Raw genomic sequence first — 21,189 nt, forward strand, 5'->3', positions numbered from 1 at the left:
AGCGCCAGCAGGTTGGTCTGGTAGGCGATGTCGTCGACGATGCCGATCTTGTCGGCGATGGTCTTCATGGCCACCAGGGTCTCGCCGACCGCCTGACCGCCCTCCCCGGCTTCCCGCGCGGCCTTGCCGGCCATGCCGTCGGTGACCTTGGCGTTCTCCGTGTTCTGGGTGATGGAGGCCGACATCTGCTCGACGCTGGCGCTGGTCTCCTCGACCGAGGCCGCCTGTTCGGTGCTGGCCTGGCTCATGCTCTGGGCGGTGGCGGAGATCTCTTCCGAGGCGCTGGCCAGGGAGTCGGCCGACAGGCGCACGTCGCCGATGATCTGGTTCAGCTTGCCCACGGTGCCGTTGATCGACTCCTTGAGCTCCAGCAACTGCCCCTGGTAGTCACCGCGTACAGTGCGGCTCAGGTCGCCCTGGGAGAGCCCGGCCATCACGCCCATGGCTTCGTTGACCGGCGCCACGATGGCGTCGAGGGTGCCATTGATGCCGGCGACGATGCGGCGGAAATCGCCCTGGTGGGCACTGGCATCGGCGCGGGTGTCGAGACGACCGGCCATGGCCGCCTGGCTCAGCAGATTGGCGTCTTCGACCAGGCGCTGGATGTTGCCGCGGACCTGTTCGAGGTTGTCGTTGATCACCGCCTTCTGGCCGGGGAAGCGTTCCAGCGCCACCGACAGATCGCCTTCGCCGAAGCGCTTGACGCAGGCCATGGCCTTTGCCGAATCGCTCAGGTGGCCGGCGACCATGGCGTTGACGCCTTCGGCCATGCCGCGGAAGGTGCCCTGGAAGCGCTCGACGGGAATGCGGGCATCGGTCTCGCCGCGATCATGGGCGGCGGACAGCTGCACCATCTCCGCGACCAGCAGCTGGATGTTGTCGCGCACCTGCTCAAGGTTGTCGTTGATCACCGCCTTCCTGCCGGGGAAACGCTCCAGCGGCGCGGCCAGATCGCCTTCGCCGAAGCTTTTGACGCAGGCCATGGCCTTGGCCGAATCGCTCAGGTGACCGGCGACCATGGCGTTGACGCCTTCGGCGACGTTGCGGAAGGTGCCCTGGAAGCGCTCCAGCGGGATGCGTTTGTCGGTCTCGCCGCGATCATGCTCGCTGGCCATGGTGCTCATCTCCTGCACCAGACCGCGCAGGGTCACCACCATGCGCTGCATGGCGGCCATCAGGCTGGAATCGTCGCCGGCGCGCAGCTGCAGATCGTCGGGCAGGTCGCCCGCGGCGGTGCGGTTGGCGACCTTGGCCACCTCGGCCGGCTCGCCGCCGAGCTGACGCAGCAGGTTGCGGGTGATGAAGAAGCCGAGCAGGCCGATCAGTAGCAGGGTGGCCACGGAGATGCCGACCGACAGCAGCGTGGCCTGATTGAGCGTGCCCTCCGCCAGGTTGGACTGCTCGGTTCCCAGCTTCTGGTTATAGAGGCGATGGGCGTCGAGAACATCACCCACGTGGGTGATGATCTCCTGGTTTTCGCCCAGCAGCCGCTTGACCTCGTCATCCTGGCTGGCGCGCGACAGCGGGATCACCTTGGCCGCGAGCTGGTTGAGCGCGGCGATCGCCTGCCTGTCGTCTTCCCATAGACGCTTGTCGGTGTCGTCGGAGATCTGCCCCTCGTAAGCCTTGAGCGCCTCATCGGTCAGCCGCTGCGATTCGCTGAGTTCCTTTTCGGCCTTCTGGGTGGCGGCATCACCGTCGGCGGCGAGATGGCGATAGATGTTGGTGATGACATCGGCGGAATGGGCGTCGACGGCGTCGATGCCCAGAATGGCCGGCACGGTATCGTTGTTGCCGAAATTGGCCCGTTCGAAGACCTGGTGCAATTGGTAGTAGGCCAGCCCTGCCAGGAGAATGATCCCCAGCAGCGCAGAGAGGACCAGCAGGGACATGCGTTTGGTAACGGTCATGGACTCTAAATCCTTGTCGGTCAGGTCAAGTCGGGTCGGTTCAGTTAGGCCAGCACGGGTGCGAGGACTGGAGCAGCGGTGCCGGTGGACGCGGCTTCGCCAATCAGGCCGGGCACGTTGAGGATCAGCGCCACGGCACCGGTACCCAGGATGGTGAAACCACCGAGGCTGCGGTTGTGGCCGAACAGCGGACCGAGCGGCTTGATCACGGTCTGGAATTCGCCGAGCAGCTGATCGACCACCAGGCCGGCGCGCTGGCCGGCATAGCGCACCACCACCACGTTCTGCCGCCGCGGCGGGGCTTCCTCGATGGTGAACAGCTGGCGCAGGCGCAGCACCGGCAGCACCTCGCCGCGCAGGTCGAGGTAGTCGTTGCCGTTGGCCTGGACACTGGCCGCCTCGGTCAGCTCGATGCACTCCTCCACCGCTTCCAGGGGCACCACGTAGGTGGCCTTGCCGACGCCGATGAGGAAGCCGTCGATGATCGCCAGGGTCAGCGGCAGGCGGATGGTCACCGTGGTGCCGCGGTCCTCCTCGCTGGTGAGGTCGACGCTGCCGCGCAGGGCGGTGATGTTCTTTTTCACCACGTCCATGCCGACGCCGCGACCGGACAGGTTGCTGATCTGCTCGGCGGTGGAGAAACCCGGTTCGAAGATCAGGTTGAACACGTCCTTGTCGGCCAGCACCTGGCCTTCGGCGATCAGGCCGCGCTCGGTCGCCTTGCGCAGGATGCGCTCGCGCGACAGACCGCCACCGTCGTCGGTGACCTGGATGACGATGCTGCTGGCCTCGTGATAGGCGTTCAGCCCCACGGTGCCCTGGGCCGGCTTGCCACGCGCCAGGCGCAGCTCGGCGGATTCGATGCCGTGGTCCATGGCGTTGCGGATCAGGTGGGTCAGCGGATCACCGATCTTTTCCACCACGGTCTTGTCCAGTTCGGTCTCGCCACCGCTGATGCGCAGGGCAATGTCCTTGCCGATTTCCTTGGAGACGTCGCGGACCACCCGCTGGAAGCGGTTGAAGGTGGTACCGATCTGCACCATGCGCAGGGTCAGGGCGGTGTCCCGCACCTCTTCCACCAGGCGCGACAGCACCCCGGTGGATTCCACCAGGGCCGCCAGGCCGCTCTGCTGGGCGATCAGCTGGGTCCCGGCACCGGCGATGATCAGCTCACCGATGAGGTCGATCAGTTGGTCGAGTTTGGTGGCGTCGATGCGGATCAACTGGCCTTCGCCCGCCGGCGCGCGCTGCTCCTTGATCTTGCGCTGCTTGTTCAGGGCCGCATCCACCACCGGCGGATTGACCAGCTGGGCTTCCACCAGGGCTTCGCCAATAGGCTGGCGCGGGGTGGCCGGATCGGCCTGGCGGCGCAGCACCTCGTCCAGCTCGGTGGCGGTCAGGGTGCCGCAGCGCACCAGGATCTCGCCCAGGCGCAGGTCTTCCTCGGCCAGGTCGTCGATCAGCTGGCAGTAGTCGCTGCTGCGGCTGTGCGGCGGCAGGATGCGGATCTGGCTGTCTTCGCGGACGAATTCGAAGGCCGCCTCGATGGTCGCCTTGTCGGCGTCGCTGTCGAAGGCGACCTCGAAGCCCAGGTAGCAGGTCTCCGGATCCATGTCCGCTGCGGCCGGGATGGCATCGGTCAGGGTGACGATGTTGACGATGCGGCCAAAGCTGTTGAGGTAGCGGACGAAGGCCAGCGGATCCATGCCGTTGCGCAGCATGTCCGGACCGAAGCGCAGCGACAGGTGCCAGTGGCCGGCGGCCACGCCATCGACCGGTGCCGCCAGGGTACGGGCGGCAGCGACCGGCTGGGCCGCCTTGGCGCTCGGCTGCAGATAGTGCTCCAGGCGCTGCACCAGCACGGCGCCGGCGGCCTGGAAGTCGGGCTCCGGCTCGCTGCCGGACGACACCCGGGCGATCAGGCCGTTGAGGTGGTCGCAGACCTCAAGGAACAGCGCCGACAGGGTCTCGTCGAAGGCCAGCTCGTTGCTGCGGATCCGGTCGAGCACGCTTTCGGCGACATGGGTGAAGGCCACCACATGGTCCAGACCGAACAGACCGGCCGAACCCTTGATGGTGTGGGCGGCGCGGAAGATGGCATTGATCAGCTCGACATCATCCGGTGCCTGCTCGATCTGCAGCAGCGCGGCTTCCATCTGCTGCAGCAATTCCTCGCTCTCGGCGATGAAGGTCTTGAGAATCTCGTCCATGTTCATGCGGCAACACCTTCCGCGGCGGCCGCGGTAAAGAAGTCGGCAAGACCTGCCAGCTCCAGCAGTTCGGTGACGGCGGGGCTGGGATCGACCAGCTCCAGGCTGCCGCCCAAACGCTGCGCCTCCCGGTGGGCCAGCAGCAGCAACTGCAGCCCGGCCGAATCGAATTCATCGACCTCGGCCAGTTCCAGCGCCACGGTGACCCCGGCGGTCAGGGGCTCCATCAGCAGCGGCTTGCTGTCGGCCGCGGTGTAGATGGTCAGCGGCCCGGTAATGGGCAAGCGGGTACGAACGGCATCGTTCATAGGGGCAGCCTCCAGGGCCATCAGGGCATGATCAGCTTGGAAACCGCCGCCAGCATCTGCGCCGGCTGGAACGGCTTGACCATCCAGGCCTTGGCACCGGCGGCCTGGCCGGCGGCCTTCTTGGCGGCATCGGATTCGGTGGTGAGCATGATCACCGGGGTGAACCGGTAGGCCGGCAGCTTCTTGGCCGCGGTGACGAAGGTGATGCCGTCCATGTTGGGCATGTTCACGTCGCTGATGATCAGGTGCACCTTGCGACCGTCCAGCTTGGTCAGGGCATCGCGGCCGTCGCAGCCTTCGATGACGTCATAGCCCGCGCTTTTCAGGGTCATGGACACCACCTGGCGGATGGAGATGGAGTCGTCGACGATCAGAATGGTCTTGTTGCTCATGACAGCTTTCCTTAAAAGAACGTGATATCGGATTCGGCAGCGGCGGCGGCCGGTCGCTTGCCGTGGTGCACGGCGACCTGCTCGGCCATGGTGTAGGTGCGGGCCAGCTCGGCGAGCCAGCCACGGGTGTCGAGGGTCGGCAGCGGCTGACCGCTGGCAGCCAGGGTGCGACGGTCGATCACCAGGCGCTCGAGGCGCGCCTGGTCGTCACGGATGTGGCCGAGCATCTGGCTGACGCGATCCTGGAATTGCAGGGCGACCAGCACCTCGGCAATGGCGCCGCCCACGGCCGCGGCGTTGTCGGCCAGGGCATCGCTGCGCTCGACCACGTCACGGGTGGTGCCGCCAAAGGCGCCGATGACCTGCTCGATGGTCTCGCCGGACTGGTTCAGGGTGCCAGTGTCGCGTTCGGCGTGGAGCTGCGACAGTTCCAGGGTGCGGGCAATGGCGCCATTCACCGTTTCCACGGTTTCGCCGATCTTCTGTCCGGTATCGCCGGACAGGGTGGAGAGCTTGCGCACCTCGTCGGCGACCACCGCGAAACCGCGCCCGGCTTCGCCGGCCCGGGCGGCTTCGATGGCGGCGTTGAGGGCCAGCAGGTTGGTCTGGCGCGCCACGTCGCCGACGTCCTTGGCCATGCTCTTGAGTTGTTCGGTCAGACCGGCCAGGCCGTTGACCTCGTCCAGCAGCGCGCCCTTGCTCGACAGCGCCTCGCGCAGCGAGTGCAGGATGCCGTCGAGCTGGTTCTGGCTGCTGGCCATGAGATTGACCAGGCGATCGCCACCGCCATGATCGGCGCCGGCGACGCTGTGGATGCGGTCGGCCAGTTCGGCGAAGCGACTGGTCAGGCTGACGATTTCCTGCTCGGTGTGGGCCCGCGCCGCTTCGATCTGCTCGGACCATACCGGCAGTACCGCCACGCAGAGGGCTTCGAGTGCCTCGTCCCGACCGCTGGCCGGGCTCTGGCTCACGGCCTGGTCGGCGGCGCGCTCGGCGTGGCGCGCCTGGGCGCGACGCAGCTGCCAGAAGCCCAGACCGGCGGCAAGCACCACCTGGGTGGCACTCAGCGCCAGGGTGGTCGGCGTCACGCCGCCCACGAACAGGATCGCGCCGGTACCGCAGGCACCGAGCAATGCAGGGGTGAAGGTAAAGTCGACGAGCGAGGGCGAAGAAGAGGCGTGTTCCACAGGAGGGTACCGGTCTAGACGCCAGCGAAGGCGGGAAGGTGTGACCGGGTTATCAGCTCTGGAACGCTAAACTTTAGCCGCGGACGCTCAACTTATGCTACTAGCATAATGACATCATGATGTTTTCCGCCAGATTTTTCTAGAGCTCATCTCGCCGTTTGGCCCGTGCTAGACGGCCTGCCATGGCGCCGGCCTCCTCCAGAACCTCCCGCACATAGCCCAGATGACGACTCGCGGCCTCGCGCGCCGTTTCCGCTTCACCCGCGACAATCGCCTGGTAGAGCGACCGGTGCTGTTCCAGCAGGCGCTCGCGGGTTTCGCCCCGCTGCGCCTGCATGCCGCCGATATTGGTCACCATGTGATGGCGCAGCAATTCGAACAGGCTGCGGATGCTGTGCAGGTAGACGGCGTTGTGACTGGCCTCGGCGATGGCCAGGTGAAAGGCCGCATCGGCCTCGCCTTCCTCTTCCCGGGTCAGGGTCTCGCGCCGCCGGTAGCAGTCTTCCAGGCGTTCCCAGGCCAGGGTCAGCCGCGCCAGGTCCGGCTCGGTGGCGCGCTGGGCGGCGTAATAGGCACAGGCGCTTTCCAGGGTGTGGCGAAACTCCAGCAGATCGCGGCGGGTTTCCTCGCGGCTTTCCAGCAACGGTAGCAGGGGATCGGTGAAGGCACTGTTGAGCGCCTCGGTGACATAGGTGCCACCGCCCTGCCGGCTGAGCAGCAGGCCGCGCGCGATCAGCTTCTGGATGGCTTCGCGCAGCGAGGGTCGCGATACCCCGAAGCGCTCGGCCAGCACCCGCTCGGCCGGCAGGCGCTCGCCAGGTCGCAGAGAGCCTTCGGCGATCAGCGCCTCCAGGTGCTTGACGATGTCGTCCGACAGACGACGTTGCTTGACCGGTTCGAACCCCATGAAAAACCTCGAAAAATGCCGCGGACGATGGCGGACGTCCGCCAGCCGGGCGGTACTGGCCGACGAAAGTCGCACATCAAGGGGTTTGACAGAGGCAAAGACCCCGCTTAACGTGCGTGAAGTCGCTCTTGTAAATTGGTATTACCAATTTTTGCCACAGGTCGCGATCTTGTGCAACCCCGTCCTGCCGCCTCCCTACAAAAACAATCAAGGAGCACCCGATGGATACCTGGCAACAGATCTATCTCCCCCTGGGCAGCCTGGGCCTTTCGGCCTTCGTCGCCGCCCTGCCCATTCTGTTCTTCTTCGTCGCGCTCGCCGGTCTGAGGCTCAAGGGCCATGTGGCGGGCGCCATCACCCTGGCGATCGCCCTGCTCATCGCGCTGTTCGTCTATCGCATGCCGGTGGACAAGGCGCTGGCCTCGGCCGGCTACGGTTTCCTCTATGGCCTCTGGCCCATCGCCTGGATCATCGTCACGGCGGTGTTCCTCTACAAGCTGACGGTCAAGTGCGGGCAGTTCGACATCATCCGCAGCTCGGTGCTGTCCATCACCGACGACCAGCGCCTGCAGGTGCTGCTGATCGGCTTCTGCTTTGGCGCCTTCCTGGAGGGTGCGGCCGGCTTCGGCGCACCGGTGGCCATCACCGCCGCCCTGCTGGTGGGCCTCGGCCACAATCCGCTGAAGGCGGCCGGGCTCTGCCTGATCGCCAACACTGCGCCGGTGGCCTTTGGCGCCCTGGGCATCCCGACCATCGTCGCCGGGCAGGTGACCGGTATCGACGCCTTCAAGATCGGCGCCATGACCGGTCGCCAGCTGCCGCTGCTGTCGCTGCTGGTGCCGCTGTGGCTGATGTTCATGATGGACGGCATGCGCGGGCTGCGGGAAACCTGGAAGCCGGCGCTGATCTGCGGCGGCACCTTCGCCGTGTTCCAGTACCTGACCTCCAACTTCATCGGTCCGGAGCTGCCCGACATCACTTCGTCCCTGGCCGCCATGATCGCCCTCACCGCCTACCTCAAGCTGCGCCAGCCGCAGCACGCCACCGCCGGTGCCACGACCGTGACGGGCGGCGGTGCGGCCATGCTGGGGGGCGGTGGTGCCGGCTTCGGCCAGGGCGGTCGCCTGCCGCCGGAGCATCCCCTGGGTACCGTGATCAAGGCCTGGTCGCCGTTCCTGATCCTGACCGTGGTCGTCACGATCTGGACCACCAAGGCCTTCAAGGCGCTGTTCGCCACCGGCGGCGCCCTCTATGCCCTCGTGATCAACGTACCGGTGCCCTACCTGGACAAGCTGGTGCTCAAGACGCTGCCGATCGTAGCCACGCCGACGCCAATGCCGGCGGTCTACAAGCTCGACCTGCTGTCGGCGTCGGGCACCGCCATCCTGATCTCGGCGCTGATCTCCATGGCCATCTTCCGCATCAAGCCCTCGACCGCCCTGGGCGTGTTCAGGGAAACCCTGGTGGAGTTGCGCAAGCCGATCCTGTCGATCGGCCTGGTGCTGGCCTTCGCCTTCGTCGTCAACTACTCGGGCATGTCCACCACCCTGGCCCTGCTGCTGGCCGGTACCGGCGCGCTGTTCCCCTTCTTCTCGCCGCTGCTGGGCTGGCTAGGGGTATTCCTGACCGGTTCGGATACCTCGTCCAATGCCCTGTTCGGCTCGCTGCAGGCGACCACCGCGCACCAGATCGGCGTTTCCGACACCCTGCTGGTGGCGGCCAACAGCTCCGGCGGCGTGACCGGCAAGATGATCTCGCCGCAATCCATCGCCGTGGCCTGCGCCGCCACCGGCATGGTGGGCAAGGAGTCCGACCTGTTCCGTTTCACCGTACGGCACAGCATCGGCTTCGCCGTGCTGGTCGGCTTGATCACCCTGGCGCAGGCCTATGTGTTCACCGGCATGCTGGTGCACTGATCGTGCGTTTCCCGGCGGCGACCCAGGTCGCCGCCGGTCTTCTGGAGCCTTTTCATGATCTCGCGAGCTAGAGACAAACAAGGCGAAAAGGCCTGAGGAAGCGGAGTTTACGAGTGGTAAATGAGCATTCCGAAGGCCTTTTCAACGCGGTTTGGCCGACGCGCAGCAGATCATGAAAAGGCTCTCTTTTAACCGGGCCAACCCGGAGTAGCCTAATGAACGACCTCTTCCACAACGCCGCCCCCAACGCCACCCGCACCGCGCCACCGCTGGCGCCGCCGCGGACCTATCCGCCGCAGAAACCGACCCAGGTCTATCTGTTCGGCACCTGCGTGGTGGACCTCTTCTATCCCGAAGCCGGCATGGACAGCATCCGCCTGCTGGAGCGCGAAGGCATCCGCGTGCATTTCCCCCAGGCGCAGAGCTGCTGTGGTCAGCCCGCCTACACCTCGGGCTACACCGAGGAAGCCCGTGCCGTGGCCCGCACCCAGCTGGCGCTGTTCGCCGAGCCCTGGCCGGTGGTGGTGCCCTCCGGCTCCTGCGCCGGGATGCTGCGCCATCACTACGCCGAGCTGTTCGCCGACGAGCCTGACACCCTGCGGCAGGTAAGGGATCTGGCCGAGCGCACCTACGAACTGGCGGAATTCCTGCTGCACGTCTGCCAGGTCGACTACCAGGATCGCGGCGCCCCGACCAAGGTGGCGCTGCACACCTCCTGCAGCGCCCGCCGCGAGATGCAGACCCACCTGCACGGCCGCGCCCTGCTCGGCCAGCTGCAGGCCGTGGAGCGCGTCGACCATGACCACGAGAGCGAATGCTGCGGTTTTGGCGGCACCTTCTCGGTACGCATGCCGGACATCTCCGGCGCCATGGTGGCGGACAAGACCCGTGCCCTGCAGGACAGCGGTGCGGCCCAGGTGCTCACCGCCGACTGCGGTTGCCTGATGAACATCAACGGCGCCCTGGAAAAACAGCGCGCCGCCCTGCGTGGCGAACACCTGGCGAGCTTTCTCTGGCGCCGTATCGGAGGTGCCGTATGAACGAGATGCTGAAGATCCCCCTCACCGACATCAGCGCGGCGCCCCCCTTCAAGACGCGCGCCCGCCAGGCCCTGGGCGACGACCAGCTCAGACGCAACTTCCGCACGGCCATGGATTCGCTGATGACCAAGCGCCTGGCCAGCATGAGCGATGCCGACGAGCGCGAGCGCCTGCGCGAACTGGGCAATCGCACCCGCGCCCGGGCGCTGTCCAAGCTGCCGGAGCTGCTGGAGCGCCTGGAAGCCAACCTCAAGCGCAATGGCGTCCAGGTGCACTGGGCCGAGACCACGGCCGAGGCCAACGCCATCGTCCAGCAGATCGCCGAGCGCCATGCGGCCAAACTGCTGATCAAGGGCAAGTCCATGGTCAGCGAAGAAATGGACATGAACCACGTGCTCGGCGCCCAGGGCATCGACTGCCTGGAATCGGACATGGGCGAGTACATCATCCAGCTCGCCGGCGAGAAGCCCTCGCACATCATCATGCCGGCCATCCACCTCAACCGGCAGCAGGTGGGTACCCTCTTCCACGAGCACCTCGCCGAGCCCTACACCACCGACGTCGACGAACTCATCCAGACCGGTCGGCGGGTGCTGCGGCAGAAATTCTTCGAGGCCGACATCGGCATCTCCGGGGTCAACTTCGCCGTGGCCGAGACCGGTACCCTGCTGCTGGTGGAAAACGAGGGCAACGGGCGGATGTCCACCACGGTACCGCCGGTGCACATCGCCGTGACCGGTATCGAAAAGGTGGTGGAGAACCTGCGCGACGTGGTACCGCTGCTATCGCTGCTGACCCGTTCGGCCCTGGGCCAGCCGATCACCACCTACGTCAACATGATCTCCGGGCCGCGCAAGGCCGAGGAGCTGGACGGACCGCGCGAGGTGCACCTGGTGCTGCTGGACAACGGCCGCAGCCAGGCCTTCGCCGACAGCGAATTGCGCCAGACCCTCAACTGCATCCGCTGCGGCGCCTGCATGAATCACTGCCCGGTCTATACCCGCATCGGCGGCCATGCCTATGGTGAGGTCTATCCCGGCCCCATCGGCGCCATCATCACCCCCCACCTGGTCGGCCTGGAGCAGGCGCCCGACCACCCCAGCGCCTCCTCGCTGTGTGGCGCCTGTGGTGAAGTCTGCCCGGTCAAGATCCCGATTCCGGCGCTCTTGCGGCGCCTGCGCGAAGAGAACGTCAAGGCGCCCAATGCCGAGCCGCACCTGCTGCGCGGCCAGGGCAGCAAGTTCTCCGCCCGGGAGCGCTGGACCTGGCATGCCTGGCAGAATCTCTACACCTCGCCGCTGCTCTATCGCGGCTTCAGCTACCTGGCCACCCGCTTCGGCCGCTTCGCCCCCGGCCAGCTCGGCCCCTGGACGGAGCACCACAGCGCGCCCAGGCCGGCATCGCGCTCGCTGCACGAACTGGCCCGCGACCACCTGGAGAAACGCCCATGAGCGCCCGCGACAACATCCTCGCCAAGCTGCGCGGCAGTCTGCAGGGCACTCAGCCGCTGGCGGACACCTTCGATGAAGCCCTGGTGACCGAACCCTGGCGCTATCCACCTGCGGAGCGCGTCGCCCGCCTGCGCACCCTGATGGAGACGGTGCATACCGAAACCCACCTGACCACCGCGGCGGACTGGCCGGCGCTGGTCGAGCGCGTCCTCGCCGAACGGGGTCTGGATCAGCTATTGATCGCTCCCGGCACGCCCCACGGTGCGCGCCTGGTGGAGCGCTGGCAGGGCGACGGCTCACCGCGCTGGAAGGCCTACGATCGCCCCGTGGAAGAGTGGAAGGCCGAACTGTTCAACGACACCCCGGCCAGCCTCACCGGCACCCTTGGCGCCCTGGCCTCCACTGGCAGCCTGGTGCTCTGGCCGGATCGTCAGGAACCGCGCCTGATGAGCCTGGTGCCCCCGCTGCATATCGCCCTGCTCAGGGCCAGCACCGTGGTGGACAACTTCTACGAGTTGCAGCAACAGCACCGCTGGCAGGACGGCATGCCGACCAATACCCTGCTGATCTCCGGGCCGTCCAAGACCGCCGACATCGAGCAGGTACTGGCCTATGGCGCCCACGGGCCCAAGGATCTGGTGGTGCTGATCGTCGAGGACAAGTGAAGCATCCGACCGGGATGAGTCGGGATAGCCTGGCATTACCCTCGCGTGGAAAACGCTGCGCGGTTTTCCACCCTACGCCGTCAGGCTAGGCGTAGGGTGGACAACGGCGCAGCCTTGTCCCCGAATTCGCCGATCTTCCGAGCGCAGCCGAGCCCAACGATCTTTGCCTCACTCCAGTTGCCCAATCCGCTGCGGGTCCGGCCAGAACAACGCCGCCTGCCCCAATCGCTGTCCGTCGACATCAAGCAGATTCCACACCACGCCGGCATGGATCTGGAAGGCCTCACCGTCTCGATCGACCCGCCAGCCCTCATAGCCACAGGCATAACCCTGGCGCCCCACCGCTTCCATCAGGCGCTGGCGCTCGTCCCGGTCCTTGGGTGAGGCGCTGAACCTGGAGGGCATGCCGATGAATTCGGCGCGGGGATAGCCGAAGCAGCTTAAGGCCTGCCGGTTGGCATAGCAGAACAGCGGATCGGCTTCGGTACCGTGCGCCAGCAGGGCATAGGGTGCCCGCTCATGCAGCCAGGCAGGAACGTCGGCCGCAAGTAATCCCGCAGGACGCGGCAGCGGCTGGCCGAGCCAGTGACGATAAGAGGCTTCCAGCAGCGGAAGCAGGCTGAGATCGGTCGCGGACAAGGTGGCGGCTCCTGGGTGGTGGTACCCACGCATTCAAGAGCAAGCCGGCGGGCTTGGGAAGCCCGGGGCCACCGCAGCAGGACGCTGCAGCAGCCAGGGCGGCGTGGTTTACTTCACCGCGGAGAGGTCGATGCGCACCACGCTTTCCGGTGCGGTGTTCATGTATTCCTTGTCGAAGGGCGTCTTCACCGTCGCATACAGCGTCTGGCCATCCGGGCTGACCAGCAGGCTGTTGGGATTGGGCTTGAGGTCGTAGGCCTTTTTCTCGGCGTAGGTGGTGGCGTCGAGGATCAGCAGCCGACCGGTCTCGCGCTGGGTGATGTACAGCTCATTGCGTTTGGTATTGAGCTTGATGGCCAGGGCGTCACCCACCGGCAGGCGCTTGATTACCTTGCCGCTGCGGATATCGAAGACCAGCACGGTCTTGGCCTCGGAATTGTCGGTGACGAACAGCTGGTGGTTCGCGCGATCCTCGGCCAGGTTCAGCAGCAGGTACTTGCCACCGTCACCCGGGGTCCAGCGGTGTTCGATCTTGCGGGTGCGCGGATTGATCACCAGCACTTCCCCACTGCCGTTGGCCGCATAGAGGCGCCCGGTGTCCTCGGAATACAGCAGGCCGGTCACCCACTTGCCGGCATTGGGAATGCGCGCCTTGAGGGTCAGCGTCTTGGCGTCCACCACCCAGATCACCCCCGGATCGCCGACACCGCCGACATACAGCAGGCCGTCATGCAGGATGACCTGGCGCGGATTGACCGGATGGCCGTCACGACCCATCTCGTTGAATTTCAGCCGTTTCTCCACCTTGCCGGTACGCAGGTCGATGCGGCTGAGGCCGCCGTCCAGGGAGTTGGTGACGAATAGCGTCTCGCCGCTGGCATCGGTGGTCAGGGCGAAGTTCTTCAGGTCGGTGTGGATCTGGCCAGTGATGGCCAGGGTGGCCGGATCCAGCTGGTAGATCACCCCGCCGGTGACGCCCTTGGTCAACTGGGCAGTCGCCGCATAGACCGACTGCTTGGCCGGGCTGTAGGCCAGCTCGTAGACGCCGTAGCCCAGCTCGATGCGCTTGAGTTCGGCCGGCGCCTGGGGCGCGGCGGGCTGCGCGGCGACAGGCGCCGGCGCGGGCGGCGGTGGCATCGGTGCCTCCGGGCGGCTGGAACAGGCTGCCACTGCCAGGGACAGTAGCGCCATGGCGCCCAGCGTCGAGACCTTGTTGAAAGACACCGCCATTTGCTTCTCCTAGGGACGAGGTGCGAGGGATCGAAAGGATCCTGAAATGATAAACGTTCGCACTATGCCCAAGGAGAACAGGTCAGACAAGACCGAAGCGTTTCAGCCTCTTTCCTGCTGCGGGTCGCCATCCCCTGCCCCGCCGCTCTGGTCCAGGGCTTTCAGCCGGCCCTGACGATCCAGGCGAAAGCGCGCGAAATCCTCGGCCAGCTGCAGGTGGCCGCCATAGCAGGCCGCGGCCTCCCGGCGCAGCTCGTCGATGCACGGCGAACGCCCCGCCTCGGCCTGATAGCGCGGACTGAAATGGGTGAGCAACAGCGCCGGCAGCGCCTGCGCCTCGGCGAAACGAGCGACGCCGGCCGCGCTGCTGTGGCCCCAGCTCTGCCCGGTCTTGTCGATCTGCGCCTGGGCGTAGGTGGCTTCATGGACCAGCAGCTGAGCGCCCCGGCAGGCCTCCGTCAGCAAGGCGGGATCGTCGTTGTCTCCCGCCACCACCAACCGCCGCTCGCCATGGGCCGCCTGCAGGAAGTCGGCGCTGCGCAGCAGGCGGCCTTCGTGCAGCACGTCCTCGCCGCCATGCAGCCGCCCCCACAGCGGCCCCCGCGGCACCTGGGCCGCCGCCAGGGCCGCAGGATCGAGGCGCTGCGGCCGACGGGTCTCGCGGAAGCGAAAGGCATGGCTGGGCACCCGGTGGGAGAGCGCGAAGGCGTCGATATCCCAGGCGCCCACGGCAACGCCGGTAAAACCCTCCAGGGCATGGAAGCGCAGCTCGAAAGGCAGGTGCAGCGCGGTCAGCATCCGGGTGGCGGCGAGCCAGTCATGGACCGCCTGGGGTGCGATCAGCAGCAGTGGCTGGCGGCGTCCGGTCATGGCGGCACTGGCCAGCAGCCCTGGCAAACCATAGCAGTGGTCGCCGTGGACATGGGTGATGCAGATGGCGCGCAGATCCGCCGCCGACAGCGGGGTGCGCAGCAGCTGGTGCTGGGTGGCCTCGCCGCAATCGACGAGAAACCAGCCCTTGCCCTGGTCCTCGATCAGGGCAAGGGCCGAGACGTTGCGCCGCCGGGTCGGCACCCCGGCCGAGGTGCCGAGAAACAAGAGGTCCATGGGGACTCCAGACAAAACGCCAGTCTAGCGTGGCCGACTCGCTGTCGCCCGGGCAACAGCGGCCAGGCACTCCTGCTGCCGGCCAGGCAGTCCATGCCCGGCAAACCCCGAAAAAGCGGCCTTTCAGGTCCTGGCAACGCTCTTGCAAAGCCTCTGGCGTCGACCTTCCAAACGCTGAGGATCACCATGAACCTGCGCGCTCGCCACCTGCCGCCCACCCCTGCGCCCAGCCCCGACTACGAACAGCTGGCCGCGCGCTTTCGGCCGCTTTTTGCCCGGATCGCCGAAGGCGCCCTGGAACGCGAACGCCAGCGCACCCTGCCCTATGCGCCCGTCGCCTGGCTCAAGGACGCCGGCTTCGGCGCCGTGCGGGTGCCCGTGGAGTTCGGCGGCAGCGGTGCCAGCCTGCCGCAACTGGTACGGCTGCTGATCGAACTGGCAGCCGCCGACAGCAATCTGCCCCAGGCGCTGCGCGGCCACTTCGCCTTTGTCGAGGATCGCCTCAACGCCCATGCCAGCGCTTCCCAACAGGTCTGGTTCGAGCGCTTCGTCGCCGGTGACCTGGTGGGCAACGCCTGGACCGAGATCGGTACCGTCAAGCTAGGCGAGGTCATCACCCGGGTCAGCCAGCAGGACGGTGAGTGGCGTCTCAACGGCACCAAGTACTACAGCACCGGCAGCCTGTTTGCCGACTGGATCGACGTCTACGCCCAGCGCGACGACACCGGCGGCGACGTCATCGCCGCCATCCGCACCGACCAGCCCGGCGTGCGCCAGTCCGACGACTGGGACGGCTTCGGCCAGCGCACCACCGCCAGTGGCACCTCGGTGTTCGAAAACGTGCGCGTGGCGCCGGAAAATGTCATCGACTTCGCCACCCGCTTCAAATACCAGACCGCCTTCTACCAGCTGGTGCTACTGGCCGTGATCACCGGCAGCGGCCAGGCGGCCGTGCGCGAATTCGCTGCCGAAGTACGGAGGCGCACCCGGGTCTACAGCCATGGCAACGCCAGTGCGGCCAGTGCCGATCCCCAGGTGCAGCAGGTGGTGGGCAGGGCCTCGGCCTTCGTCTATGCCGCCGAAGCCGCGACCCTGGCAGCCGCCGCCGCGGCCCAGGTCGCTTTCGAGGCCCGCTATGCCGGGGATGCCGCCGCCGAGCACGCCGCCAACGTGGCGGCGGAACTGGAATCGGCCCAGGCGCAATCGGCGGTCGCCGAGCTGGTGCTGCGGGCCACCAGTGACCTCTTCAATGCCTTGGGCGCGTCGGCCACTAGCAGCCGCAAGGGCCTGGATCGCCACTGGCGCAATGCCCGCACCGCGGCCTCGCACAATCCGCTGATCTACAAGGAACGCATCGTCGGCACCCGGGAGATCGACGGCAGCGAACCGCCCTTCGTCTGGCAGATCGGTGGCGGCAGCAAGCAGGGCTGACCGCCTGAATGCACAACGGCAACCCTGGGGTTGCCGTTGTGCATTCAGCGTGCGGGATCAGTTCGACAGCTGGCGGGCGAAGCGCCCCACGGCGCCGACCACCCGCTGGGCGCCATCCTGGATCTCCACGATCACCTGCCCGGCCTGCCCCGCCAGCTCCAGGCCCTGCTCGGCCTGACGCCGGCCGTTCTCGATCACCGTCACGGCTTCGCCGGCCAGTTGCTGGTTCTGCTGCACCACCCCGACGATCTCCTCGGTCGCCTTGCTGGTGCGCGAGGCCAGTTGCCTGACCTCGTCGGCCACCACGGCGAAGCCGCGGCCCTGCTCGCCGGCCCGAGCCGCCTCGATGGCGGCATTGAGCGCCAGCAGGTTGGTCTGTTCGGCGATGCCGCTGATGGTCTTGATGATGGTGCCGATCACCTGGGACTGGTTGTCCAGCGCCTCGATGCCCTTCACCGCCTCCTGCATCTGGGTGGCCAGGGCGCGCATCACCTCCACCGTCTGCTGCGCCACCGCCGCACCCTTGCGGGCGGTGTCGTCGGTATGCCGGGAGGTCTCGAAGGCTACGCTGGCGGCCTCGGACACCGCCTGTTCCTGCTGGACCTGATCGGTGATCACGGTGGCGAACTTGACCACCTTGTACAGGCGATCATGGGCGTCGATCACCGGGTTGTAGGAGGCTTCCAGCCAGACATCGCGGCCATGGGCATCCAGGCGCTTGAAGCGATCCACGACGAATTCGCCGCGACGCAGGCGCGCCCAGAATTGCTGATAGGCCTCGGAGTTGGCCTCGGCCGGCTCGCAGAACAGCCGGTGGTGCTTGCCCTTGATCTGCGCCAGGGAATAGCCCATGGCCTGCAGGAATCTGTCGTTGGCGTCGAGCACCTCGCCGTCGAGGTTGAATTCAATGACCGCCGTGGAACGGCGCAGCGCCTTGAGCAGGCTTTCGTGCTCGCGCGAGGTCTCGATGGTTCTCGTCAGGTTGTTGCAGAACAGTCGGAAGCGCGTCACCTGGCCCTGGCTGTCGTGGAACGGGTGCAGGATGCCTCTCAGCCAGGCTTCCCGGCCATCGCCACGCAGGAGATGCAGCGCCCCGCTATAGGGCTCGCCGCGGCTCAGGCACTGCTGCAGGCGACGGTTGTACTCCTGGTTTCTGACATGCGCCGGCACCAGATCCAGGAGCGGACGACCCAGCAAATCCGCGGCGCGCAGGCCCATTTCCTGTTCGAAATTGGCGTTCACCGCGGTCACGCGGCCCTGGCCGTCCAGCTCCAGGCCAATCATCTCGACGTCGAGCTCGGCCTTCAGTCGCTTGAAGGAATCCACCTGCTCGCGGAGACGCTGCAGTTCTTGTTTTAATCCTTTGTTGAACATGACACGCCCCTGGTCGGGAGATTGAGTTAATTCAGTGTCGGCAGCCAACAGTCAGGGCTTAAATGAGATAGCAAAAAAAGATGACCAGGCGGTCGGAATGCAAGATGGGTGGCGCCACGCCATTAACTAATAACAAAAAAATATTTCAACTAAGGGTTTGGCTCGCATTACGTTCTAACACCTGCGACCCCCTCCACCGCACGAGTCCCTCATGTCCGATGCCCTGCTGGATCCCCTCACGCCCCTGCTGGAACGCTTCGCCGCCACCGCGGCCGAACGCGATCGTCAGGGCGGAACGCCCAAGACCGAGCGTGACGCCCTGCGCCAGAGCGGTCTCCTGGCCCTGAGCATTCCCCCGGAACTGGGCGGCCTCGGCGCCACCTGGGACCAGACGCTGGAGGCAGTGCGGCGGCTGGCCCGGGTCGACAGCTCCCTGGCCCACGTCTTCGGCTTCCATCATCTGTTGCTCGCCACCACCCAGCTGTTCGGCCAGCCTGCGCAATGGCGACCCTGGCTGGAGAGCACCGCGCGCGATGCCCTGTTCTGGGGGAACGCGCTCAACCCCCTGGATCGCCGTACCCTCGCCCGCCGCCACGGCGATGCCTGGCAGGTGGATGGCCAGAAGAGCTTTTGCAGCGGTGCCCTGGACTCCGATCTGTTGCTGCTCTCGGCGCTGGAGAACGATGACAGCGGACGCCTGCTGATTGCCGTGGTGCCTACCGGGCGCGCCGGCATCCAGTTGTTCGACGACTGGGACAACAACGGCCAGCGCCAGACCGACAGCGGCAGCGCGCGCTTCGACGGCGTACGCGTCGAACAGCAGGAATGGCTGCTCGACCCCGGCCCGCTAAGCACGCCTTTCGCCTGCCTGCGGCCGCTGCTGGCCCAGCTGATCTTCGCCAACATCTTTCTCGGCCTGGCCGAAGGCGCCTTCGCCGAGGCGCGCCGCTACACCACCACCCAGGCGCGCCCCTGGTTCAAGTCAACGGCCGCCAGCGCCAGCGAAGACCCCTACATCCTACGCCACTACGGCGAGTTCTGGGTCGCCCTGGAGAGCAGTCGGCTGCTGGTGGAGCGCGCCAACGGCGCCTTCGCCCAGGCGTGGCAACAGGGTACGGCCCTCACCCCAGCGGCACGCGGCGAACTGGCCGTCGCCATCGCCACGGCCAAGGTCGCCGCCAGCCGGCACGGCCTCGATCTCGCCAGCCGCCTGTTCGAGGTCGGCGGCGCCCGGGCCACCGCCGGTGCGCTGCGCCTGGATCGCTACTGGCGCAACCTGCGCACCCAGACCCTGCACGATCCGGTCGACTACAAGTTGCACGAGCTGGGCGAGTGGGCCCTCAACGACACCCTTCCCACCCCCAGCTTCTACTCCTGAGGAATCCGCGATGACCCTGCTGACCCTGACGCGCACGCCCGAGGTGCCCCGCTACCGCGCGACCGCCCAGGTGTTCGCCGATCCCAAATCGCGCGACCTGCTCGCCCACCTGGAAAAGATCGCCCCGAGCGACGCCAGTGTGCTGGTGATCGGCGAGACCGGTACCGGCAAGGAACTGATCGCCCGGCATATCCATGCGCTGAGCCACCGCCATGCCGGCCCCTTCGTCGCCGTCAATTGCGGCGCCTTTGCCGAGAGCCTGGTCGAGGCTGAGTTGTTCGGCCATGAGAAAGGCGCCTTCACCGGCGCCCTCACCGCGCGCGCCGGCTGGTTCGAGGAGGCCAACGGCGGCACCCTGTTTCTCGACGAGATCGGCGACCTGCCGCTGTCGGTGCAGGTCAAGCTGCTGCGCGTCCTGCAGGAGCGCGAGGTGGTGCGGCTCGGCTCTCGCCGCAGCCTGCCGCTGAACGTAAGGATCGTCGCCGCCACCAACGTCCCGCTGGAGCGGGCGGTGGCCGAAGGCTCCTTTCGCGAAGACCTCTGGTACCGCCTCAATGTGGTCAGCCTGCCGCTGTTGCCGCTGCGCCAGCGCCAGGGCGATATCCTGCCGCTGGCCCGGCACTTCCTTCACGCCTATGCCCAGGCGCCGGTCGCCCTGACACCGGCGGCGGAGCGACGCCTGCTGGAACACCCCTGGCCGGGCAATATCCGCGAACTGGAAAACACCCTGCAGCACGCCCTGCTGCTCAAGCCCCAGGGCCAGCTGGAAGCCAGCGACCTGACCTTCGTCCAGCGGCCCAGCCTCGTTCCGCCAGCGCCACGTCCGGTCGACACGGCGCCAGTGGACAGCCTGCTGGCCGAGGCATTCGCCCAGTTGTTCGAAGAGCAACCGGAGGCCCTGCACGAGCGCGTCGAAGAGGCCCTGGTACGCGCGGCCTATCGCTTCTGCCATCGCAACCAGGTCCACACCGCGCGCCTGCTGGGGCTGAGTCGCAACGTCACCGCGCCCACCTGATCCGCATCGGCGAACTGGTGGTCAATCACCGTCGCCCGCTCGCGGTCCGGCCGGAACGCGAGGTGCGCTTCTCCATCTGAAGGGCGCTCTTCACGCCTGGGGTACCCGCCTGCCGAGGTGCCCCTTACACTGGGGTTTTGCCCCGCGAGGCCCCGCATGACCGCCCGTACCCTGCTGCACCGCCATCCCGCCCGGCGTGACGACATCGGTGACCTCCAGACCCGCCGCCCGCTGCCGGGCCCCGGCCTGCCGCATCTGGATCCCTTCCTGTTCCTCAACCACCACGGTCCCCAGGTCTATCCGCCGCACAATGCCGGCCTGCCCTTTGGTCCTCATCCCCATCGCGGCTTCGAGACGGTGACCTTCATCCTCGCCGGTGCGCTGGCCCACCGCGACAGCGGCGGCCACGAAAACGTCATCGAAGCCGGGGGCATCCAGTGGATGACCGCGGGCAGCGGGCTGGTGCATGCCGAACTCTCTCCCGCCGCCTTCAAGCGCGATGGCGGTGACCTGGAGATCCTGCAGCTGTGGGTCAATCTGCCCGCCCGTCTGAAGTTCACGCCTCCGGCCTACCAGGGCGTCACTGCCGAGGCCATGCCGCTGATCGAAGAGGATGAAGGCCGGGTGCGTATCCGACTCACCTCCGGCACTCACCAGGGTGTCCAGGGCGCCGTGCAAACGCCGACGCCCATCACCCTGATGACCGTCGAGATCGCCCCCGGCGGCCGCGCCACCCTGCCCGCTCCCGCGGGTGCCATGGTGTTCTGCTACGGCGTCCGCGGCACCCTGCAGATCGCTGGTCATGACGAAGCCCCCTGGCAGCTGTTCGAATTCGCCGATGACGGCGACCACCTCGAAGTCGCCAGTCGCGACGGCGCGGTACTGCTCTATGGGCATGCGGTGCCCTTTGCCGAACCCATCGTCGCCCACGGCCCCTTCGTCATGAACAGCGCCGAGGAGATCCGCCAGGCGATCCGCGACTACCAGGCGGGCCTGTTCGGCGACGTGCCGGAGTGAGCCCGCCACAGG

General features: G+C 66.9%; 17 protein-coding genes and 2 pseudogenes. 8 read left to right on the plus strand and 11 right to left on the minus strand.

Annotated features, from left to right (window positions below; genetic code table 11):
- From PVZ72_RS20615 to PVZ72_RS20640, 6 genes are all read right to left on the minus strand, one after another.
- Positions 1–1,910 (minus strand): MCP four helix bundle domain-containing protein (locus tag PVZ72_RS20615; RefSeq protein ID WP_273862894.1); only part of this gene is annotated, 1,910 nt, incomplete at its 3' end.
- 44 nt (positions 1,911–1,954) lie between these two features.
- Positions 1,955–4,126 carry a chemotaxis protein CheA gene (locus PVZ72_RS20620; RefSeq protein ID WP_273862895.1) on the minus strand — a complete coding sequence of 724 codons (2,172 nt, stop codon included), beginning with the start codon at positions 4,124–4,126 and terminating at the stop codon, positions 1,955–1,957.
- Positions 4,123–4,428: an STAS domain-containing protein gene (locus tag PVZ72_RS20625; RefSeq protein WP_187979012.1), complete on the minus strand. Its 306-nt coding sequence runs from the start codon at positions 4,426–4,428 to the stop codon at positions 4,123–4,125. Before PVZ72_RS20625 ends, PVZ72_RS20620 begins: the two co-directional genes overlap by 4 nt.
- Positions 4,429–4,448: 20 nt before the next feature.
- On the minus strand, positions 4,449–4,820 hold the full coding sequence (locus PVZ72_RS20630) for a response regulator (RefSeq protein WP_133859381.1): 372 nt from the start codon (positions 4,818–4,820) through the stop codon (positions 4,449–4,451).
- Positions 4,821–4,831: 11 nt separating this feature from the next.
- Positions 4,832–5,581, minus strand: coding sequence for a methyl-accepting chemotaxis protein (locus PVZ72_RS24380; protein WP_252977305.1), 750 nt, complete (start codon positions 5,579–5,581; stop codon positions 4,832–4,834).
- A gap of 565 nt (positions 5,582–6,146) precedes the next feature.
- A complete protein-coding gene (locus tag PVZ72_RS20640; RefSeq protein WP_187979011.1) occupies positions 6,147–6,914 on the minus strand; it encodes an FCD domain-containing protein in 768 nt (255 codons plus the stop codon).
- A gap of 221 nt (positions 6,915–7,135) precedes the next feature.
- Between PVZ72_RS20640 and PVZ72_RS20645 the strand changes: the two genes are divergently transcribed.
- From PVZ72_RS20645 to PVZ72_RS20660, 4 genes are all read left to right on the plus strand, one after another.
- The gene (locus PVZ72_RS20645) at positions 7,136–8,830 is read left to right on the plus strand and encodes a lactate permease LctP family transporter (protein WP_273862897.1); all 1,695 of its coding nucleotides are present in this window, start codon (positions 7,136–7,138) and stop codon (positions 8,828–8,830) included.
- A 215-nt stretch (positions 8,831–9,045) separates the two neighbouring features.
- Positions 9,046–9,870, plus strand: coding sequence for a (Fe-S)-binding protein (locus PVZ72_RS20650; protein ID WP_187979009.1), 825 nt, complete (start codon positions 9,046–9,048; stop codon positions 9,868–9,870).
- Positions 9,867–11,321, plus strand: a complete 1,455-nt coding sequence (locus PVZ72_RS20655; protein WP_187979008.1) for a LutB/LldF family L-lactate oxidation iron-sulfur protein — start codon at positions 9,867–9,869, stop codon at positions 11,319–11,321. Before PVZ72_RS20650 ends, PVZ72_RS20655 begins: the two co-directional genes overlap by 4 nt.
- Entirely contained in the window at positions 11,318–11,986 is a 669-nt protein-coding gene (locus PVZ72_RS20660) for a LutC/YkgG family protein (protein ID WP_273862898.1), read from the plus strand. The genes PVZ72_RS20655 and PVZ72_RS20660 overlap by 4 nt, the downstream gene beginning before the upstream one ends.
- Before the next feature lie 168 nt (positions 11,987–12,154).
- Here PVZ72_RS20660 and PVZ72_RS20665 read toward each other — a convergent pair whose 3' ends face one another.
- The 3 genes from PVZ72_RS20665 to PVZ72_RS20675 all read right to left on the minus strand — a co-directional run bounded on the left by PVZ72_RS20665 (position 12,155) and on the right by PVZ72_RS20675 (position 14,962).
- Positions 12,155–12,625, minus strand: coding sequence for an MEKHLA domain-containing protein (locus tag PVZ72_RS20665; protein WP_187979006.1), 471 nt, complete (start codon positions 12,623–12,625; stop codon positions 12,155–12,157).
- 108 nt (positions 12,626–12,733) lie between these two features.
- A complete protein-coding gene (locus PVZ72_RS20670; RefSeq protein ID WP_187979005.1) occupies positions 12,734–13,855 on the minus strand; it encodes a YncE family protein in 1,122 nt (373 codons plus the stop codon).
- Between the two features lie 102 nt (positions 13,856–13,957).
- Positions 13,958–14,962, minus strand: a complete 1,005-nt coding sequence (locus PVZ72_RS20675; protein ID WP_273862899.1) for a ribonuclease Z — start codon at positions 14,960–14,962, stop codon at positions 13,958–13,960.
- Between the two features lie 186 nt (positions 14,963–15,148).
- On the opposite strand from PVZ72_RS20675, the gene PVZ72_RS20680 reads away from it, so the two are divergent.
- Positions 15,149–16,393, plus strand: coding sequence for an acyl-CoA dehydrogenase family protein (locus tag PVZ72_RS20680; RefSeq protein WP_273862900.1), 1,245 nt, complete (start codon positions 15,149–15,151; stop codon positions 16,391–16,393).
- A gap of 57 nt (positions 16,394–16,450) precedes the next feature.
- Here PVZ72_RS20680 and PVZ72_RS24385 read toward each other — a convergent pair whose 3' ends face one another.
- The gene (locus PVZ72_RS24385) at positions 16,451–16,882 is read right to left on the minus strand and encodes a methyl-accepting chemotaxis protein (RefSeq protein ID WP_371099722.1); all 432 of its coding nucleotides are present in this window, start codon (positions 16,880–16,882) and stop codon (positions 16,451–16,453) included.
- A 108-nt stretch (positions 16,883–16,990) separates the two neighbouring features.
- Positions 16,991–17,767 (minus strand): annotated as a pseudogene (locus PVZ72_RS24390) (PAS domain-containing protein); the annotation flags it as partial.
- 211 nt (positions 17,768–17,978) lie between these two features.
- Here PVZ72_RS24390 and PVZ72_RS20690 point away from each other — a divergent pair.
- From PVZ72_RS20690 to PVZ72_RS20700, 3 genes and pseudogenes are all read left to right on the plus strand, one after another.
- Positions 17,979–19,145, plus strand: coding sequence for an acyl-CoA dehydrogenase family protein (locus tag PVZ72_RS20690; RefSeq protein WP_273862901.1), 1,167 nt, complete (start codon positions 17,979–17,981; stop codon positions 19,143–19,145).
- A 10-nt stretch (positions 19,146–19,155) separates the two neighbouring features.
- Positions 19,156–20,240 (plus strand): annotated as a pseudogene (locus PVZ72_RS20695) (sigma-54 interaction domain-containing protein).
- 76 nt (positions 20,241–20,316) lie between these two features.
- Complete coding sequence (locus PVZ72_RS20700; RefSeq protein WP_187979000.1) at positions 20,317–21,177, plus strand: pirin family protein; 861 nt, start codon at positions 20,317–20,319, stop codon at positions 21,175–21,177.
- Positions 21,178–21,189 lie beyond the last annotated feature (12 nt).

Source organism: Pseudomonas sp. LA5 (genome assembly GCF_028640825.1).
GTDB classification, from domain to species: Bacteria; Pseudomonadota; Gammaproteobacteria; order Pseudomonadales; family Pseudomonadaceae; genus Chryseomonas; species Chryseomonas aestiva.

Excerpts from the sequence above, each read along its gene's own strand:
- PVZ72_RS20645 (WP_273862897.1), top strand. The coding sequence starts at position 7,136 with ATGGATACCTGGCAACAGATCTATCTCCCCCTGGGCAGCCTGGGCCTT.
- PVZ72_RS20700 (WP_187979000.1), top strand. The coding sequence starts at position 20,317 with ATGACCGCCCGTACCCTGCTGCACCGCCATCCCGCCCGGCGTGACGAC.
- PVZ72_RS24385 (WP_371099722.1), bottom strand. The coding sequence starts at position 16,882 with ATGCGCGCCCTGGCCACCCAGATGCAGGAGGCGGTGAAGGGCATCGAG.
- PVZ72_RS20650 (WP_187979009.1), top strand. The coding sequence starts at position 9,046 with ATGAACGACCTCTTCCACAACGCCGCCCCCAACGCCACCCGCACCGCG.
- PVZ72_RS20630 (WP_133859381.1), bottom strand. The coding sequence starts at position 4,820 with ATGAGCAACAAGACCATTCTGATCGTCGACGACTCCATCTCCATCCGC.
- PVZ72_RS20625 (WP_187979012.1), bottom strand. The coding sequence starts at position 4,428 with ATGAACGATGCCGTTCGTACCCGCTTGCCCATTACCGGGCCGCTGACC.
- PVZ72_RS20620 (WP_273862895.1), bottom strand. The coding sequence starts at position 4,126 with ATGAACATGGACGAGATTCTCAAGACCTTCATCGCCGAGAGCGAGGAA.
- PVZ72_RS24380 (WP_252977305.1), bottom strand. The coding sequence starts at position 5,581 with ATGGCCAGCAGCCAGAACCAGCTCGACGGCATCCTGCACTCGCTGCGC.
- PVZ72_RS20690 (WP_273862901.1), top strand. The coding sequence starts at position 17,979 with ATGTCCGATGCCCTGCTGGATCCCCTCACGCCCCTGCTGGAACGCTTC.
- PVZ72_RS20655 (WP_187979008.1), top strand. The coding sequence starts at position 9,867 with ATGAACGAGATGCTGAAGATCCCCCTCACCGACATCAGCGCGGCGCCC.
- PVZ72_RS20640 (WP_187979011.1), bottom strand. The coding sequence starts at position 6,914 with ATGGGGTTCGAACCGGTCAAGCAACGTCGTCTGTCGGACGACATCGTC.
- PVZ72_RS20680 (WP_273862900.1), top strand. The coding sequence starts at position 15,149 with ATGAACCTGCGCGCTCGCCACCTGCCGCCCACCCCTGCGCCCAGCCCC.
- PVZ72_RS20675 (WP_273862899.1), bottom strand. The coding sequence starts at position 14,962 with ATGGACCTCTTGTTTCTCGGCACCTCGGCCGGGGTGCCGACCCGGCGG.
- PVZ72_RS20660 (WP_273862898.1), top strand. The coding sequence starts at position 11,318 with ATGAGCGCCCGCGACAACATCCTCGCCAAGCTGCGCGGCAGTCTGCAG.
- PVZ72_RS20670 (WP_187979005.1), bottom strand. The coding sequence starts at position 13,855 with ATGGCGGTGTCTTTCAACAAGGTCTCGACGCTGGGCGCCATGGCGCTA.